The sequence below is a fragment of the Bradyrhizobium sp. AUGA SZCCT0182 genome, from assembly GCF_018130185.1.
GTDB lineage: Bacteria > Pseudomonadota > Alphaproteobacteria > Rhizobiales > Xanthobacteraceae > Bradyrhizobium.
The window spans coordinates 23946-39569 of the sequence record NZ_JAFCLY010000027.1; the positions used below are offsets into that span (position 1 = coordinate 23946).

General features: G+C 64.6%; 14 protein-coding genes. 8 read left to right on the forward strand and 6 right to left on the reverse strand.

The features are described 5' to 3' along the window. Positions 1-55: 55 nt before the first annotated feature. Both JQ611_RS25680 and JQ611_RS25685 read left to right on the forward strand, forming a co-directional pair. Complete coding sequence (locus JQ611_RS25680) at positions 56-1234, forward strand: DUF3734 domain-containing protein (protein ID WP_212270097.1); 1179 nt, start codon at positions 56-58, stop codon at positions 1232-1234. Positions 1235-1239: 5 nt separating this feature from the next. Beyond that, on the forward strand, positions 1240-2028 hold the full coding sequence (locus tag JQ611_RS25685; protein WP_212270096.1) for a 3-hydroxybutyrate dehydrogenase: 789 nt from the start codon (positions 1240-1242) through the stop codon (positions 2026-2028). Positions 2029-2151: 123 nt separating this feature from the next. On the opposite strand, the gene JQ611_RS25690 is transcribed toward JQ611_RS25685, so the two are convergent. Beyond that, positions 2152-3528 carry a flippase gene (locus JQ611_RS25690; RefSeq protein ID WP_212467000.1) on the reverse strand — a complete coding sequence of 459 codons (1377 nt, stop codon included), beginning with the start codon at positions 3526-3528 and terminating at the stop codon, positions 2152-2154. Between the two features lie 239 nt (positions 3529-3767). Further along, positions 3768-4607, reverse strand: a complete 840-nt coding sequence (locus JQ611_RS25695; protein WP_212466961.1) for a protein-disulfide reductase DsbD domain-containing protein — start codon at positions 4605-4607, stop codon at positions 3768-3770. 149 nt (positions 4608-4756) lie between these two features. Between JQ611_RS25695 and JQ611_RS25700 the strand changes: the two genes are divergently transcribed. The 3 genes from JQ611_RS25700 (at position 4757) to JQ611_RS25710 (ending at position 8197) form a co-directional block, all read left to right on the forward strand. After that, positions 4757-5434 (forward strand): YqgE/AlgH family protein, encoded by a 678-nt coding sequence (locus JQ611_RS25700; protein ID WP_212270093.1) that lies wholly within the window; start codon positions 4757-4759, stop codon positions 5432-5434. A gap of 335 nt (positions 5435-5769) precedes the next feature. Next, positions 5770-7260: an amidohydrolase family protein gene (locus JQ611_RS25705; RefSeq protein WP_212466962.1), complete on the forward strand. Its 1491-nt coding sequence runs from the start codon at positions 5770-5772 to the stop codon at positions 7258-7260. 1 nt (position 7261) lies between these two features. Beyond that, positions 7262-8197, forward strand: a complete 936-nt coding sequence (locus tag JQ611_RS25710; RefSeq protein WP_212265514.1) for a GTP-binding protein — start codon at positions 7262-7264, stop codon at positions 8195-8197. Between the two features lie 163 nt (positions 8198-8360). On the opposite strand, the gene JQ611_RS25715 is transcribed toward JQ611_RS25710, so the two are convergent. Next, positions 8361-9248 (reverse strand): TauD/TfdA family dioxygenase, encoded by an 888-nt coding sequence (locus JQ611_RS25715; RefSeq protein WP_212265515.1) that lies wholly within the window; start codon positions 9246-9248, stop codon positions 8361-8363. A gap of 240 nt (positions 9249-9488) precedes the next feature. Beyond that, positions 9489-10268: an SDR family NAD(P)-dependent oxidoreductase gene (locus tag JQ611_RS25720; protein ID WP_212466963.1), complete on the reverse strand. Its 780-nt coding sequence runs from the start codon at positions 10266-10268 to the stop codon at positions 9489-9491. 95 nt (positions 10269-10363) lie between these two features. On the opposite strand from JQ611_RS25720, the gene JQ611_RS25725 reads away from it, so the two are divergent. The 3 genes from JQ611_RS25725 to JQ611_RS25735 all read left to right on the forward strand — a co-directional run bounded on the left by JQ611_RS25725 (position 10364) and on the right by JQ611_RS25735 (position 12147). After that, a complete protein-coding gene (locus tag JQ611_RS25725) occupies positions 10364-10882 on the forward strand; it encodes a GNAT family N-acetyltransferase (protein ID WP_312012180.1) in 519 nt (172 codons plus the stop codon). A 14-nt stretch (positions 10883-10896) separates the two neighbouring features. Continuing rightward, complete coding sequence (locus JQ611_RS25730; protein WP_212208565.1) at positions 10897-11631, forward strand: SDR family NAD(P)-dependent oxidoreductase; 735 nt, start codon at positions 10897-10899, stop codon at positions 11629-11631. A 117-nt stretch (positions 11632-11748) separates the two neighbouring features. Further along, positions 11749-12147, forward strand: a complete 399-nt coding sequence (locus JQ611_RS25735; protein WP_212391970.1) for a CsbD family protein — start codon at positions 11749-11751, stop codon at positions 12145-12147. Between the two features lie 131 nt (positions 12148-12278). Here JQ611_RS25735 and JQ611_RS25740 read toward each other — a convergent pair whose 3' ends face one another. Together JQ611_RS25740 and JQ611_RS25745 are read right to left on the reverse strand one after the other, a co-directional pair. Continuing rightward, positions 12279-13976, reverse strand: a complete 1698-nt coding sequence (locus tag JQ611_RS25740) for an SGNH family hydrolase (protein WP_212466964.1) — start codon at positions 13974-13976, stop codon at positions 12279-12281. 158 nt (positions 13977-14134) lie between these two features. Beyond that, a complete protein-coding gene (locus JQ611_RS25745) occupies positions 14135-15559 on the reverse strand; it encodes a lytic murein transglycosylase (RefSeq protein ID WP_212466965.1) in 1425 nt (474 codons plus the stop codon). Between the last annotated feature and the right edge of the window lie 65 nt (positions 15560-15624).

Below are 15624 nucleotides of genomic sequence, written 5' to 3' on the forward strand. Positions count from 1 at the left end.
CGTCGCGAACTGCCGCCACGGTACCAACGCTATTGCCCTCTAGTTGGCGGTCACGATGGACAGTTCCGGCTCCGCGCCCGCAACGACGCCCGCCAAAGCGCAACGCGTGCTGGTGCTGCAAGGCGGCGGTGCGCTCGGCTCCTACCAGGCCGGCGCCTTTCAGGCGCTATGCCGTTCCGGGTTCGAGCCGGAATGGGTGGCGGGCATCTCGATCGGTGCGATCAATGCCGCGATCATTGCCGGCAACGACCCTGCGACGCGCGTCGATCGCCTGAAGGAATTCTGGGACATGGTGTCGTCCCCGGTGTCGTGGAATCCGATTACGCCGGGTGACCGCGCGCGGTCGCTGTTCAACGAGACCAGCGCCGCCTTGATCGCGACCTTCGGCGTGCCCGGATTCTTCACGCCGCGGCTTCCGCCGGCGCCGCTGTGGCCGCCCGGCAGCGCGCAATCGCTGAGCTATTACGATACCGCACCACTGAAGAAGACGCTGGAAAACCTGGTCGACTTCGACCGCATCAACGACCTGAAGATGCGGCTTTCCGTCGGCGCCGTCGGCGTCACCTCGGGCAATTTCAAATATTTCGACAATGTGGAATTCAAGAAGCTCGGCAAGAAGATCGGGCCGGAGCACATCATGGCGTCCGGCGCGCTGCCGCCGGGTTTTCCTTCCATCCTCATCGACGGTGAGCATTACTGGGACGGCGGCATCGCCTCCAACACGCCGCTCGATTTCGTGCTGGATGAGGAAAGCGACCGCGATCTCCTGATCTTCCAGGTCGACCTGTTCAGCGCGCGCGGCGATCTGCCGGCCACGCTGCTGGAGGCCGCCGAGCGTGAAAAAGACATCCGCTTTTCCAGCCGTACCCGGATGAACACCGACAAGAACAAGCAGGTGCACAACACACGCAAGGCGCTCCGTGAATTGATCGCCAAATTGCCCGATGATCTCAAGAGCGATCCGTCGGTGGCGATACTGTGCAATGCGGTCAAGGAAAACACCGTCACGGTGGTGCACCTGATCTACCGCAGCAAGAACTACGAATCCTCGTCCAAGGATTACGATTTCTCGCATGTCGGGGTGGTCGAGCACTGGAATGCGGGCGCCCGGGACGTGCATTTGTCGATGCGTCACAAAGAATGGCTAGAACGGCCGCAGTCCGGGGAGACCATGGTGACCTACGATCTCACGAGGGACGTTTCCAGCGCCCCCGAAAGCAAAAAACAGGAGTGACCAGAATGGGTATTTTGAAAGGCAAGACCGCCGTCGTGACCGGCTCGACCAGCGGCATCGGATTGGCTTACGCGCGCGCTTTCGCCGCCGCCGGCGCCAATATCGTTCTCAACGGCATGGGCGTGCCGTCCGATATCGAGAAGGAGCGTTCCGGCATCGAGACCGATTTCAAGGTTCGGGCCGTGCATTCGCCCGCCGACATGACCAAGCCCGCCGAGATCGCCGAAATGATCGCGCTCGGCGAGAAGACCTTTGGTTCGGTCGATATCCTGGTCAACAATGCCGGCATCCAGTTCGTGTCGCCGATCGAGGAATTCCCGATCGAAAAGTGGGATGCGATCATCGCGATCAACCTGTCGTCGGCATTTCATGCCATCCGCGCCGCCGTGCCCGGCATGAAGAAGCGCGGCTGGGGCCGCATCATCAACACCGCTTCCGCCCATTCGCTGGTGGCCTCGCCGTTCAAGTCGGCCTATGTCTCGGCCAAGCACGGCATTGCCGGCCTCACCAAGACGGTGGCGCTGGAGCTCGCGACCCACAAGATCACCTGCAACTGCATCAGCCCCGGCTATGTCTGGACGCCGCTGGTCGAGAAGCAGATTCCCGACACCATGAAGGCGCGCAACCTCACCAAGGAGCAGGTCATCCACGACGTGCTGCTGGAAGCCCAGCCGACCAAGGAATTCGTGACCTCCGAGCAGGTCGCGGCCCTGGCGCTGTTCCTGTGCGGCGACGATGCCGCCCAGATCACCGGCGCCAACCTCTCGATCGACGGCGGCTGGACCGCGGAGTGATCCGTCATGCCCCGCGAAAGCGGGGCATCCAGTACGCCGTGTCTTCTCGATTTAAACTGAGTTCTCTGGAATACTGGACCACCCGCCTTCGCGGGTGGTGACAGTCTGTGTGATGGTGGCGAATTAAGCCGCGCGCTTCCCGAACGCCAGCACGTGCAGGCCGAGCCGCTGCCGGACGATCCAGAACAACAGCACGGTCTCGAACGCCAGCGAGATCGTGGTCGCGGCCGCGGCGCCGTGGCCGCCGTAGCGCGGCACCAGCAGCAGGCACAGCACCACGTTCATGACAAAGGCGAGCGCATAGGCCAGCGCGCAGATGTGCTGGTGGCCGAGCATGTTGAGCAGCCGTTCGACCGGCCCGATCGCCGAACGCACCACGAGGCCAACGGCAGCGATGAACATGATGTCGTAGCCGACCACGAATTGCGGTCCGAACAGCCAGAGCAGCGGCTTGCCCAGCGCCAGGAGCGCGATGGTGGCCGCGAGCGAGGGCCAGAACGTCCATTGGATGGCGTGCGCCACATAGGCCGACAACCGGGCCTTGTCGCCGAGCGCATGATATTCCGCAAAGCGATGCGCTGTGGTTGCCGACATCGCGTAGTGGATGAAGGAAACCAGCGCCAGCGTCTTCACGACCGCGAAATAGACGCCGACTTCCTCCGAGGAACGGAATTGCTGCAGCATCAGCACGTCGGTGTAGGAGAGCAGCAGATAGAAGCTTTCGACCAGCAGGATCGGCAGCGAGACCGCAAGCCAGCCGCGGAAATCATAGGCCTTGGCGCCGGCCTCAACGTGGCCGGCGAGCCGGCGGTTCAAGACCACCATCTGGCCGATCATCGCGAGCCACACCGCGGCGGCGCTGGCCAGCATCGCCACCGTGGCGCCGAGATTGAAACCGAGCGCGAAGGCGCCGGCGGTAAGGCCGATGATCAGCGACTGGCGCACGATGAATTGCGGCATCAGGCCCAGGCGCATCCAGTCATGCGAGCGCGCGATGCCGTCCTGGGTGTTGGCGACGACGAAGGCGGGCAGGGTCAGGCAGCCGATATAGAGCGGCAGAACCGTGTTGGGCTCCATCCACGGCGACAGTGTTTTCACCACGCCCGCCAGCGCCAGCGAGACCAGCGACGACACCGCGAACGTCATCCAGCGGCTGCCGGAGAGGAAGCCGCGCAGCAGCGCGTGCTGGCCGCTGGCGCGGTATTCCGGAATGATCTTTTGCGCGGACGCCGAAATGCCGAAGTCCATCATGCTGCCGAGCAGCAGCACCCAGGTCCAGACATAGACATAGACGCCGTAATCCGAGCCGCCCATCCAGCGCGCCAGCAGGATCTGCGAGAAATAGGCCAATGCCGCACTGATCACGCGGATGATGAAGATCGTGCCGGCCAGCCGTTTTGTCAGCGAAGCTTCGCCCGAACCACCAAAGAGACCGCGAAGCAGCGATCGCAGGCGCGCGATCGGGCCGGCAGGCGAAGCGGAGGCGGATTCGGTGTCCATCACGGCCACAGCAAGGCATCCTCGAAAGGCCGCGAGGCGGCGGCGATGCTCCGATGTATCAACGATTCGTTAAGATTCGGTTGGGTGCGGACGCACGCGTCAATCTCCGCGTCGTCCCGGCGAACGCCGGGACCCATAACCACAGGGCGTTGTTGCATGAAAAAGGCGTCTACCCGCGGCGTCCTAAAACATCCGCCGCGGCGTATGGGTCCCGGCGTTCGCCGGGACGACGGAAAAAGCTACGGCAAATTCACATTGAACTCATAGGCGCGGTCGCCGCCGACCAGCGTCAGTTTCAGCGCGGCGCCGTCGGCGCTCGCGCCCGGCGGCAGGCCGTCGAGTTCGAAGGCAAAGCGTTTGACGCCGGGCGGACCGCCCTCGATCAGCTTCGGAATCGGCAACGCCCAGTCCGGCGTCGGGCCCTCGACGAACAGGCTGACCTCCTTGCCGCCGGGCGCGGTGACGTCGACCAGCACGTTGGCCTTGCCCTCGCGCTTGACGTCGCGAATGGTGAGGGAATTGGGATCGCCGACATTGGCCGGCTTCGGCACCGCGTTGAGCGCATCGGACAGATTGCCGTCCTCGGTGCTCGCCACACCGGCAAAGGCCAGCTCCGCCTTGGCGTCGACCGGGATGCAGAGCTTGTCGCAGACCGCGTAGTTGATGTCGGCGCGCAGCGTCACCGGCTTGTCGGTGTTCTTGGCGACGATCCGCAGCGGCAGCACGACCTGCTGCTTGTAGCCGAGCGAGACGCCGCCCGCGCCGTCATCGAACTTCATCGGCGCCGGCCACAACACCGTCACCGCCTCGACATTGTCCGACTTGGAGAAATCGAAGCGGGGCGGAACGCCGGAATCGCCGGGCGTCCGCCAATAGGTTTTCCACCCTGGCTGCAGCTGGATTGCGATACCGCCGAGCAGCACTGCGCCGCTGCGCGATCCCGCCAGCAGCCGGATCGCGGAATGGGTGTCGCGCTGCCAGGGCGAGGCATCCTCGGCGCGAACCTCGATGGCCGTGCATGCGACAGCCAGAGTGGCGGCAATGCCGAGCGCGGCCCGCATGGGAACAATGACGGTCATGAGACGTCTTTACAGGCAAGTTTGGCCGCAAACCATTGAATTGCTTGTGATCCGCGGTCGAATACAACGCAGGTCTAACAAGCCTTCGCTTGATTGACAGAACCGCCACCCGATATCAGGATACGGATCAGCAAGAGAGGCCTTTGCGGATGAGCCCTGAAGGCAAGACACCGAAGACGGCACCACCGAAGACGACAACGAAGGCCGCGCGCCGCAAAGCCGCAGGCGTGGGCGACAATTCGTCCGGTGAAGGCTATCTGGACGGCCAGCTGCTGATCGCCATGCCGGTCATGGGCGATCCGCGCTTCGAGCGCTCGGTCATTTACATGTGCGCCCATTCGTCCGAGGGGGCGATGGGCATCATCGTCAACCGTCCGGCCGGCAGCATCGATTTCCCGGGGCTCCTGGTGCAGCTCGATATCATCAAGACATCGGACCAGATCACGCTGCCGGAAAACGCCGAGACCATGAAGGTGCTCAAGGGAGGTCCGGTCGATACCGGCCGCGGCTTCGTGCTGCATTCCAGCGACTTCTTCATCAAGGATGCCACGCTCAATATCGACGACGGCATCTGCCTGACCGCGACCGTCGATATCCTGAAAGCGATCGCCAAGGGCTCGGGACCCAAGCACGCGATCCTGGCGCTGGGCTATGCCGGCTGGGCGCCGGGGCAGCTCGAGGACGAAATCCAGCACAATGGCTGGCTGCATTGCGCCGCCGACGCGGACCTGATCTTCGGCGACGACGTCGACGAGAAATACCAGCGTGCGCTGCGCAAGATCGGGATCGATCTGGCGATGCTGTCGAACGAAGCCGGGCACGCGTAGACACATCCTCTGTGTCGTCCCGGCCTTGAGCCGGGACCCATAACCCCTAAAGCCAATTGTTTTAAGGTGGTGGTCGCTCCATCGCTCTGTCGACCATCTCATCTCGTATGAGAGGTCACGGCGTATGGGTCCCGGCGTTCGCCGGGACGTCGGTGAAAATCTGCCCCGTTGCCTGTTGAGCGCTTTCGGATGCGTGCCCTCCGCCGGCAGAGGTTGTTGCCCGTCCGAAAATCTGCCTCTATGGGATCGCGACGGCCCTTATTCGCCAGTCTGCGCGCCTTCGAAGCTGAGCCGGCTTCGCAGGGAACAGGTCTTCAGTACGCGGGAGTGACGAGATGGCTGGTTTGGTAATCACGGGTGGCCGGGTGGTGGATCCGGCCAGCGGCATGGACGCCATCGGCGATGTGGCGGTGCTCGATGGCAAGATCGCCGCCGTCGGCACCGGGCTTGGCAGCGCCGAGCGCACGATCGACGCTACGGGACTGGTGATCGCCCCCGGATTCATCGATTTGCACGCGCATGGCCAGTCGATCCCGGCCGACCGCATGCAGGCCTTCGACGGCGTCACGACGTCGCTCGACCTCGAGGCCGGCGTCTTGCCGGTCGCATCCTGGTATCGACGCCAGGCCGAGAAGGGCCGCGTGCTGAACTACGGCGCCGCGGTCAACTGGGCGTTCGCGCGTATCGGTGCGATGACCGGCTCCAACGCGGAAAGCTCGCTGGAGGCGTTCGGCAATGCGATGCGCGACCGCCGCTGGATCGACAACGTGGCCAGCGACACCGAAGTGGCAGGGATCCTCGAGCGAATCGCGGGCGGGCTGAGCGAGGGCGGCATCGGCATCGGCATCCTCAACGCCTATGCCCCGGGCGCCGGCGTGCAGGAGCTGACCGCCGTGTGCCAGCTGGCGGCGGCGCGCGAGGTGCCGACCTTCACCCACGTCGCCTACATGTCCCGCATCGATCCGGAGAGCGCTGCGGAAGCCTATATCCGCCTGATCGGCTATGCCGGGGCCACCGGCGCGCACATGCACATCTGCCATTTCAATTCTTCCAGCAAGACCGACATCGAGCGCTGTGTCGCGCTGGTCGCCAAGGCGCAGGCGCAGGGGCTGCCCATCACGGTCGAAGCCTATCCCTACGGTACCGGCTCGACGGTGCTGGCGGCGGCGTTCTTCAGCGACCCCGAATTCGAGGCGCGCAACGGCCTCGGCTATGATTCGGTGCAGCGGGTGACCGACGGGCATCGCTTCCGCGACCGGCAGGAACTGCTGGCGGCACAGGCCGCCGAACCTTCCACGCTGGTTCTGTGGCACGTTCTGGATATCGACAATAACGCGCATCATCGCGACCTCCTCGACATGGCGGTGCTCTATCCCGGCGGCGCGATCGCCTCCGACGCCATGCCCTGGACGCTGACGGACGGCCGCGCCTACACCGGCGACGCCTGGCCGCTGCCTGACGACGCGACCTCGCATCCGCGCTCGGCAGGTTGCTTCACGCGCTTCATCCGCGAGTGGGTGCGCGAGCGCCGCAAAGTGTCGCTGCTCGAAGGCATCCGAAAATGCGCGCTGATCCCCGCGGAAATTCTTGGCGCCTCTACGCCGGCGATGCGCGCGAAAGGCAGGCTGCAGGCGGGTGCGGATGCCGACGTCGTCGTGTTCGATTACGAAACGCTGAGCGACCGGGCGACATTCTCGGCGATGAACCGCCCGTCGGAAGGCGTGCGTCATCTGGTGGTCAGCGGCCAGCCGCTGATATCGGACGGCGTGCTCGATGTGGCGGCGCGGCCCGGCCAGCCGGTGCGCCGGCCCGTTACCGGAGGCTGAGGTGCCGGTCCCGGTCGTGCTCGTGGCCGGCTTCCTCGGGGCGGGCAAGACCACGGTCGTGAACCATCTCTTGGCACATGCCGGGGGCAGGCGGATTGCCGCCGTCGTCAACGATTTCGGCGCGATCAATATCGATGCGGAGCTGATCACCGGCGCCGCCGACGGCGTGGTCAGCCTGAGCAATGGCTGCATCTGTTGCTCGCTCGAAGGCGATCTCTTACGCACGCTGGCTGGCTTGTTGCGGCGTGATCCGCGTCCGGAATTCATCGTGATCGAAACCAGCGGGGTCGCCGATCCCCAGGACATCGTGCGCAACCTGATGGATCCGGTGATCTGGCGGGAAGCGCCGCTCGAAACGGTGCTGTGCGTCGTGGATGCCACAACTTCGGTCGCCAGGTTCGACGACGCCCTGCTGCGGTCCCAGATACGGGCGGCCGATGTGATCGCGCTGAGCAAGGTAGACCTCGTGGACGCGGCCAGCCACACGCCGGTCCGCGATGCGATCCGCGCGATACGTCCGGCTGCGGTGCTGGTCGATGCGCCGCATGGCGAGGTTCCGATGGCGCTCCTCTTCCCTTCGGATCCGGATCGGGCGCCGGTGCCACGCGAGCCGGGGCAGCGACGGCCAGCGACGGATCGCTTTGAGACGCTGAGCTGGACGTCGGAACGGCCGCTGTCGTTGTCCCGCTTGCAGGCGGCGATCAATCGGCTCGCGCCGAAGCTGGCGCGGGCGAAGGGGCTGTTCGAATCCGTGGAGCAGCCCGGCAGGTTGATGTTGCTTCAGTTCGCCGGCGGACGCGCGACGCTGGCCCCTGGCGGGCCGCTGCCAGCAGGAATGCCGCGGACCCGGATGGTGTTCATTGCCGAGATCGGCGTCCTCTCGCGCGCGGAGGTCGATGGGATCATGGAGGGGTGCGTCGAAGGCGCGCGCGCGTAGCCACACCCACGGTGTCGTCCCGGCCTTGAGCCGGGACCCATAACCCCAAATGTGTATTGTTGAGTGCGTTGGTCGCTCCAACGCGCTTGTGTCTGCCGCCTCGATTTCACTATCGAGGTCACGGCGTATGGGTCCCGGCCTTCGCCGGGACGACGACGAAGCTCTACTCCGCCGCCTGCTGCGCCACCGTCGGCGCGGTGCCCGCCACCGTGGCGCGGCGCATGTCGCGGGGCTGCGACTGGTCGTAGCGGCGCACGCGATGCATGGTCTGGCGGTTGTCCCACATCACGAGGTCATGCAGCGTCCATTTGTGGACGTAGACGAATTCGCCCTGCGTGGCGTGCTCGTTGAGGTCGCGCAGCAACAGCCGCGCCTCCGGCATGGTCATGCCCCTGATGGCGCCGGCATGCGACGACAGATACAGCGACTTGCGGCCGTGCACCGGATGGGTGCGCACCAGCCGCTGCAGCACCGGCTTGAACAATTGCTTCTCTTCATCGGTGTAGTCGAGAAAGCCGAGCGATCCCCGCGAATACATCAGCGAATGCTCGCAGATCATGTCCTCGATCTCGGCCTTGGTCTCGTCGTCGAGCGCGTCATAGGCCGCGCGCATGTCGGCGAATTCGGTGTTGCCGCCCTTCGGGTTCACCACCCGCGCCGACAGCAGCGAGAACTTCGCCGGAATCGGGCGGAACGAACTGTCCGAATGCCACAGGCAATTGCCAAGGTTGAACAGGTTGATGCGGCTGTCGCGCGGCAGCGGCTTGCCGTCCTTGCCGAGGTTGGAGACGTCGTTGAGCCCGGTCTGCAGCCGCGAATCCTCCGGCTTGACGACACTGCCGCCGCGCGGATTTTCCCGCTCGCCGAAATTCAGCGCGAACGCCATCTGCTGCTCGTCGGTAACGTCCTGGTCGCGAAACAGCAGCACGGCGTATTTATCCATGCCGGCTTCGATGTCGGCGGCCTCCTGCGGCGTCAGCGGCTTGCGCAGATCGACGCCGGAAACCTCGCCAAAAAAATGCTTCCCCAGCTGCCGGATCGTGACCGTCATGGCGTTTCTCCGTAAAGCGGCGGGCGTTTGTCCCGCTTCGTTTGGTAAAAAACTACTCCGTGATGGGCCCAAGTCAACGTTTGGGAGCGCTTGCCGAGCGCACAGCTGTCATGCCCGGACTTGATCCGGGCATCCATCAATCTTCATAAATGCCTTTCGATGGAAATGGATTGCCGGGTCATAGGCGAGCGGAAGCGACTCCGTCCTTCAGACGGCTATGCCCGGCAATGACGCGCCCTGCTACGCGTTCCGCGCCATCAGGCCGCCGTCCACCGGAATAACCACGCCGGTCAGGTATGATGCGGCCGGCAGGCACAGGCTCAAGGTCATGTGGGCGACTTCCTCGGGATCGCCGTAGCGGCCGAGTGCGGTGCGGCGTTTGGCGAAGATGGTCTTGTGCTCCTCCGCAATCCGCTCGGTGATCCCGGTCCGGATCGGTCCCGGGCAGATGCAGTTCACCGTAATGCCCTCGCGGCCGAGTTCCACGGCAAGCGCGCGGGTCAGGCCGGTGACGCCGGCCTTGGCGGCTGCGTACGGGCTGTTGGTGGCGGTGGCGCCGAGCGCTTCGGTGGAGGCGATGTTGACGATCCGCGGGCACTTGGATCGGCGCAAATGCGGCAACGCGGCACGAATGATGCGCGGATGCGCTGATAGCATCACAGCCAGCGCCTTGGTCCAGGCCTCCTCATAGCCGTCCGCGTCGATCGGGGCGCGCAGCGACAGGCCGGCATTGTTGATCAGGATGTCGAGGCTGCCGAAATGCGCCGCGATGGCGCCGACGATTTTGATGATGTCATCGGCCTTGGCGACGTCGAGCGTCCAGGCCTTTGCGGTACCGCCTCTTTCTTTGATTTCACCGGCGACCGCCTGCGTGGCCTCGGCGTTGATATCAGTGACGGCAACATTGGCGCCTTCGGCGGCGAACACCAGCGCGGTGGCGCGGCCCATGCCGCTGGCGGCGCCGGTGACGAGAACGGTCAGGCCCTTGACCGAACGGCTGAGTTCTCTGAAATCTGACATGAAATGACTCGCGGAATTTGTGCGATGCGTTGCAGGATTGACAAGGCTGGCACCGATCCGCAGACAGGTCAAACCAGGCAGTAACAGGGTGCAACGTGGCCAATATTCCCGATCTGCAAATTCGCCGTCTGGAGATTTCGGACGCCGCTCTTTACCGGGACATCCGGCTGGAGGCGCTGCAGAAAAATCCCGAAGCGTTCGGCAGCACGTTCGAGAAAGAAAGCGCAGAGCCGCTGTCGTGGTTCGAGGCGAGGCTCGGGCTTGCGGATATTTTCGGTGCGTTCCTCGATAGGACGCTCGCCGGAATAGCCGGATATTCCGCGCAGGAAAATTTGAAGCAGGCGCACAAGGGACGCCTCTGGACCATGTATGTCCGGGCCGCGGCGCGGAACATGGGGCTTGGAAAAATCCTGGTTGCGGCGGTGCTCGACCATGCGCGCGGGCGCGTGGAGCTGGTGCAACTGACTGTGGTGAGCGAGAATGAAAGCGCGCGAAAACTTTATCGCGCGATGGGTTTCGTCGAATACGGCCATGAAAAGAAAGCCCTCAAGCACAACGGGCGATATTACGACGAGGTTCTCATGGTCAACTTCCTCGATGAGAGCTCAAGCTAGAAAGGATGCAGGCGATGAACGAACTCGATTTCAGCGGCAAGCAGGTGCTGGTGGTCGGCGGCTCCAGCGGGATCGGCAACGGCATCGCGCAGGCGTTCCGCGCCAAGGGGGCGCGGGTTGCGGTCTGCGGCACCCGCGCCAAGGCGGCGGATTACTTCGCCGGTGAAGGATCGGATCTTCAAGGTCTCGAATATGCGCAGCTCGACGTCAGCAACGCGCAGGCGATCGAGCAATTCAAGCCGTCGTTCGATGGGCTGGACGTGCTGGTGCTGGCGCAGGGCGCGGTGATCTACCGGCGCGGCGAATTCGAAATGGATGGCTTTCGCAAGGTGCTCGAGGTCAACCTGATGAGCCTGATGGCGTGCGCGACGAAATTTCACGCGATGCTGAGCGCCAGCAAGGGATCGCTGATCATCGTCAGTTCGACCGCGGCCTATCATTCGACCATGGGCAATCCCGCCTACAACGCCTCGAAGACCGGCGCGGTCGGCTTGACGCGCACGCTGGGCGAGGCATGGGCCGAGAACGGCATCCGCGTCAACGGCATCGCGCCTGGCCTGGTCGACACCAAGATGACCAAGGCGACGACGGCCAATCCGAAGCGGCTTGAAGGCGCGCTCGAGCGGATTCCGCTGAAGCGTCTTGGCACCCCCGCCGACATGGCCGGCGCCGCCTTGTTCCTGGCGTCGCCGCTGGCGTCGTATGTCATCGGCCAGACCATTGTGGTCGATGGCGGGCTCATCCTCTGAATAGCGTTTTCGAGCGAAGTGGATACCGGTTCGCGTGAAGAAAACGCGTAAAACTAATGACGCAGGAACTTGCAAGCGTCTCGTCGGTTACTTCCTCTGAAAAAGGGAGTGATCGTGATGGACAAGGATCGAATTGCAGGATCGGCCAAGGATTTCGCCGGTAAGGTCGAAGGCGCTGTCGGTAGTATGACGGGCGATGCCAAAACGCAGGCCGAAGGCCGCGCGCGCGAGGCTGCAGGCACCGTGCAGAATCTGTACGGCCAGGCCAAGGACGCCGCGCGCGACGCCACCGATGCCGCGGCCAACTACGCCAAGGATGCCGTGGATACCGTCAAGGACGCCTACGACAACAGCGGCGACACCCTCCGCGACGGCCAGAAGGCGATGGCGAAAACCGTGCAGGACAATCCGCTCGGCGCGCTCCTGGTCGCGGGCGGAATTGGATTTGCACTGGCGCTGTTGATGACCCGACAGCCGCGCCGCCCGCCGCCGTCGCGCTGGCGGTATTACGGCTAGGCCTAACGCCGTCATTCCCCGGTGCGCAATTGCGCACCTGAGGGCGATGCGAAAGCATCGAACCCGGAATCTCGAGCGATAACTTCTAGATTCCGGGTTCGCGCTCTCAGCGCGCCCCGGAACGACTCATGTCATCTTGTGAGCGCGCCTGCCGGGGCTTCTGCTGCTCGCCCGACGTTAGCCGGCGGGCGCGGCACGCCCGGCGCGATGGGTCCAGGCGCGCGCGGCGGCGCTGGTGCAATCTGGCGCGGCGGCGCACCGAAGCCGCCGAAGAAATCGCGCAATGCCGGCTGTTCGGTCTGCGCGGGACGGAATTGCTTCTTCGGCGCAAGGGGTTTCGGCGGCGCGGCGGGCGGGACCGTACCGTCAGGCGCGGTGGCCGCGACCGGCGATTCACCCTTGGCCAAATCCTTGGCCAAGTCCTTGCCCTGATCTTTGGCCTGTTCGCGGCCGATTTCGCGGCGCGGCCAGGCGAAATCATCGGCGCGGCCGGCCGGCGCCGCCAGCGGTTCGCCCTTCACCAGCGTTCGCGCAGCAAGCGCATCGACCGCGGCGGGACGCGTGCCCGGTCCGCCGAGCAATTGATCGGTACCGACGGAAGAGGCCACCAGCGGCAAAATAGGTCCGGCCAGCGGCCGCGGCGCCGGTTGGCCCGGCACGGCATTGGCGTCGGGCGTCGCCGGTTCGACCGGCAGCGCGATCGGTCCGGAGCGGGAGGCCAAGAGGCGGGTGACTTCACGCTCGACATAATGCGCGAGCTTGCGCGCGCCGGGCTTGGTGAAATACACGCCGTCATAGGAACGCAGCTGGCGGATCTGGCCTTCGAAGTCGGGGCCCTTCTGCAGGAAGCGGCCGGCCTCGTCGACAAAGCCATCCCAGATATCGACATAAGTGATGCCGGCCTTGGCCGATGCGTCGCGATAGAGCGCATTGAGGAACAGCGAGTCGGAAGTGCCCTTGACGCCGCGCACTGCTGGTAGCCCGACCCACAGCACCGGCACGCCCTTGGATTTCAGGATGCCGATCATCTCTTCGATTTTCTTGGCGTAGAGCTCGACCCAGCGCTCGTCGCGGAATTCGTAGAGCCCGCCCGCCGAGCGCGAACTCTTCTCGGGTGCTGCGACCTGCGGCGCATCGCTGTCGGCGTCGTCGGCCGCTTCGGCATCGGCCGGCTTGTCATCCGGCTTGGCGGCGGTGTCCGCCGAGCCATCCGGTTTCGCGCCGGGCTTGGCTTCGGCCGGCTTGGCGGTCTTCTTGTCGTCTTTCTTCGACTTGTCGACCGCGGGCTCACGCATCGCGACGCGGTCGTTGAGGCCGAGCATGACGACGATGGCGTCCGGTTTCTCGTTGGCGAGGATGCTGCGCGCGGCGGCGGCCCAATCGGACGGCTCACTCTTGGGCTGATATTTGATCAGGCCGGATACGGTCCTATGCTTGCGGATCACGCCCATGTCGAGCTGTTCGGAGTAGGCGTCTTCCAGGCCGTAGGCGAGCCAGTCCGCCATGCCGTCGCCGAGCACCAGCACGTTCCGTTCGGGCGCGGTGTCGCGCTTGGCGGGCGCCGGCGCCCGGGAGAAATCCTGGCGCGGCGCTTGTTGCGGGGCCTGCTGCTGGAACGGCGTAAAGAAGTCGCCGCCAAACCAGCCGCCATTGTTGTTGCGTGGCGCCTGCCGCTGCTGCGGTTGCGGCGGGCCGCCGAAGCCGCCGAAATTGAAGAACTGCGCGGACGCAGGTCCCGCGATCCCGATCAACAGCGCGATCGCCACCGCCACCGCAGTCAGCGGACCGGTTTCGGTGAACACGCGGAAAAAGGACTTTGGCTTTTGCATCCGGTTCGGTCGCAATGGGTTGTGAAGGCGCAGTTATAATAGCGGAATCAGGCCGCAAGCGGGCATATTCCTTGCCATAAATCGGGCAACGGCCGCCACCGTCAAGGGCGGCACGAAAATGTGCGCTACAGGGTTACTTTTGGGGCGAAATCCCCGTTTCACCGCCCCCGCAGCCGCTCCAGCACGTCGGAAGAGGCGAATCCGTCCGCAGGGGCGCCGATCGAGGCCTGGAAGCCGCGCAGCGCCTCGCGGGTCATGCCGCCGAACTGGCCGTCCGGGGTGCCCCGGTAGAAGCCGCGCTGGGCCAGCAGTTGCTGCAGCTCCAGCCGTTCGGCCCGCGACAGCACCCGTTCCTGTCGCGGCCAAGGCTGCACGAACGGCGCGCCGCCGCGCAGGCGGTCGGCGAAATGCCCGATCGCCAGCGCATAGGCCTCGGCCGGGTTGTATTTCATGATCACCCGGAAATTCTGCAGCATCAGGAAGCCCGGCCCGTCAGCGCCGGCCGGCGCCAGCAGATAGGCCTTCTCGGCCGGATTCGGGAACGGCTTGCCGCCGGCGCGCGTAAGGCCCTGCTGTTCCCACTGCGCAACCGTCATCGCCTTGGCCTTGTCGGCCAGCATGAAGTTGAAACCCTTGGGCAGCACGACCTCATAGCCCCAGGTCTGCCCGGTCTGCCAGCCGTCTTTCCTGAGGTTGTTGGCGGTCGAGGCGATCAGGTCGGCCGCATTGTCGACAACGTCGCGGCGGCCGTCGCCATCGGCGTCGACGGCGTAGCGCTTGAAGGCGGTCGGCATGAACTGCGTCGGCCCGAACGCGCCGGCCCACGAGCCGCGCATCTGTTCGGGACGCAGATCGCCGCGGTTCAGGATCTCCAGCGCGGTCAGGAACTCGTCCTTGAAATAGCCCTGGCGGCGGCCGATGCAAGCCAGCGTCGCGGTCGAATTGAGCACGTTGCGATCGCCCATCTGCGTCGAGTAGTTCGATTCGATGCCCCAGATCGACGCGATGGCGTAGCGGTCGACGCCATAGGCTTTCTCCACCGCGTCGAATTGCGGCTTGTACTTGGCGAGGATCTCGCGGCCTTTGGCGAGCCGGTTGTCATTCACGAGGATGTCGAGATAGTCCCAGATCGCCTTGGTGAATTCGGGCTGTGAATCCATCAAGTCCATGATGCGCAGGTCGGGCGAAAGGTCCGCGGTGAAGCGTTCGAAATTCGCTTGCGTCACGTGACGCCGTGCGGCATCGGGCCACATCGCGGCGACGCAATTTGGAAAATTCGCTGCCGCCTGCCGGATTGCGCTTGCGGTCATCAGGGGATGGCCCGAACCGCCGTCTTCGCCGCTCCAGGGCGGCGGTGCGGATGGTGCTGATGGCGCGGATGGTGCGCCTTCCGGGGCAGGCGCTGCCTGCGCCTGCGGCGAGGTGGCTGATTTCTGGCCGAAGATGTTGCCGAAGAAGTTCGAGACGCCGTTGTTGCCGGATGATTGGGCAAAAGCCTGGGTGCAAAAAACAGCATGCAGCAGCGTCACCGCAATGATGATCGCGGCGGTCCGGTAGGTCACCGCGGTTCCCGCCCAACGCATGTCGTCTCCGCCCTTCAACGTCCCCGTTTCACAAGGCCCTGTCACGGTTTCCAACAGCTTAACAA

Coding starts and splice junctions, on each gene's coding strand:
- JQ611_RS25745 (WP_212466965.1), bottom strand. CDS start 15,559: ATGCGTTGGGCGGGAACCGCGGTGACCTACCGGACCGCCGCGATCATC.
- JQ611_RS25700 (WP_212270093.1), top strand. CDS start 4,757: ATGAGCCCTGAAGGCAAGACACCGAAGACGGCACCACCGAAGACGACA.
- JQ611_RS25740 (WP_212466964.1), bottom strand. CDS start 13,976: ATGCAAAAGCCAAAGTCCTTTTTCCGCGTGTTCACCGAAACCGGTCCG.
- JQ611_RS25695 (WP_212466961.1), bottom strand. CDS start 4,607: ATGACCGTCATTGTTCCCATGCGGGCCGCGCTCGGCATTGCCGCCACT.
- JQ611_RS25685 (WP_212270096.1), top strand. CDS start 1,240: ATGGGTATTTTGAAAGGCAAGACCGCCGTCGTGACCGGCTCGACCAGC.
- JQ611_RS25690 (WP_212467000.1), bottom strand. CDS start 3,528: ATGGACACCGAATCCGCCTCCGCTTCGCCTGCCGGCCCGATCGCGCGC.
- JQ611_RS25680 (WP_212270097.1), top strand. CDS start 56: ATGGACAGTTCCGGCTCCGCGCCCGCAACGACGCCCGCCAAAGCGCAA.
- JQ611_RS25705 (WP_212466962.1), top strand. CDS start 5,770: ATGGCTGGTTTGGTAATCACGGGTGGCCGGGTGGTGGATCCGGCCAGC.
- JQ611_RS25720 (WP_212466963.1), bottom strand. CDS start 10,268: ATGTCAGATTTCAGAGAACTCAGCCGTTCGGTCAAGGGCCTGACCGTT.
- JQ611_RS25730 (WP_212208565.1), top strand. CDS start 10,897: ATGAACGAACTCGATTTCAGCGGCAAGCAGGTGCTGGTGGTCGGCGGC.
- JQ611_RS25735 (WP_212391970.1), top strand. CDS start 11,749: ATGGACAAGGATCGAATTGCAGGATCGGCCAAGGATTTCGCCGGTAAG.
- JQ611_RS25715 (WP_212265515.1), bottom strand. CDS start 9,248: ATGACGGTCACGATCCGGCAGCTGGGGAAGCATTTTTTTGGCGAGGTT.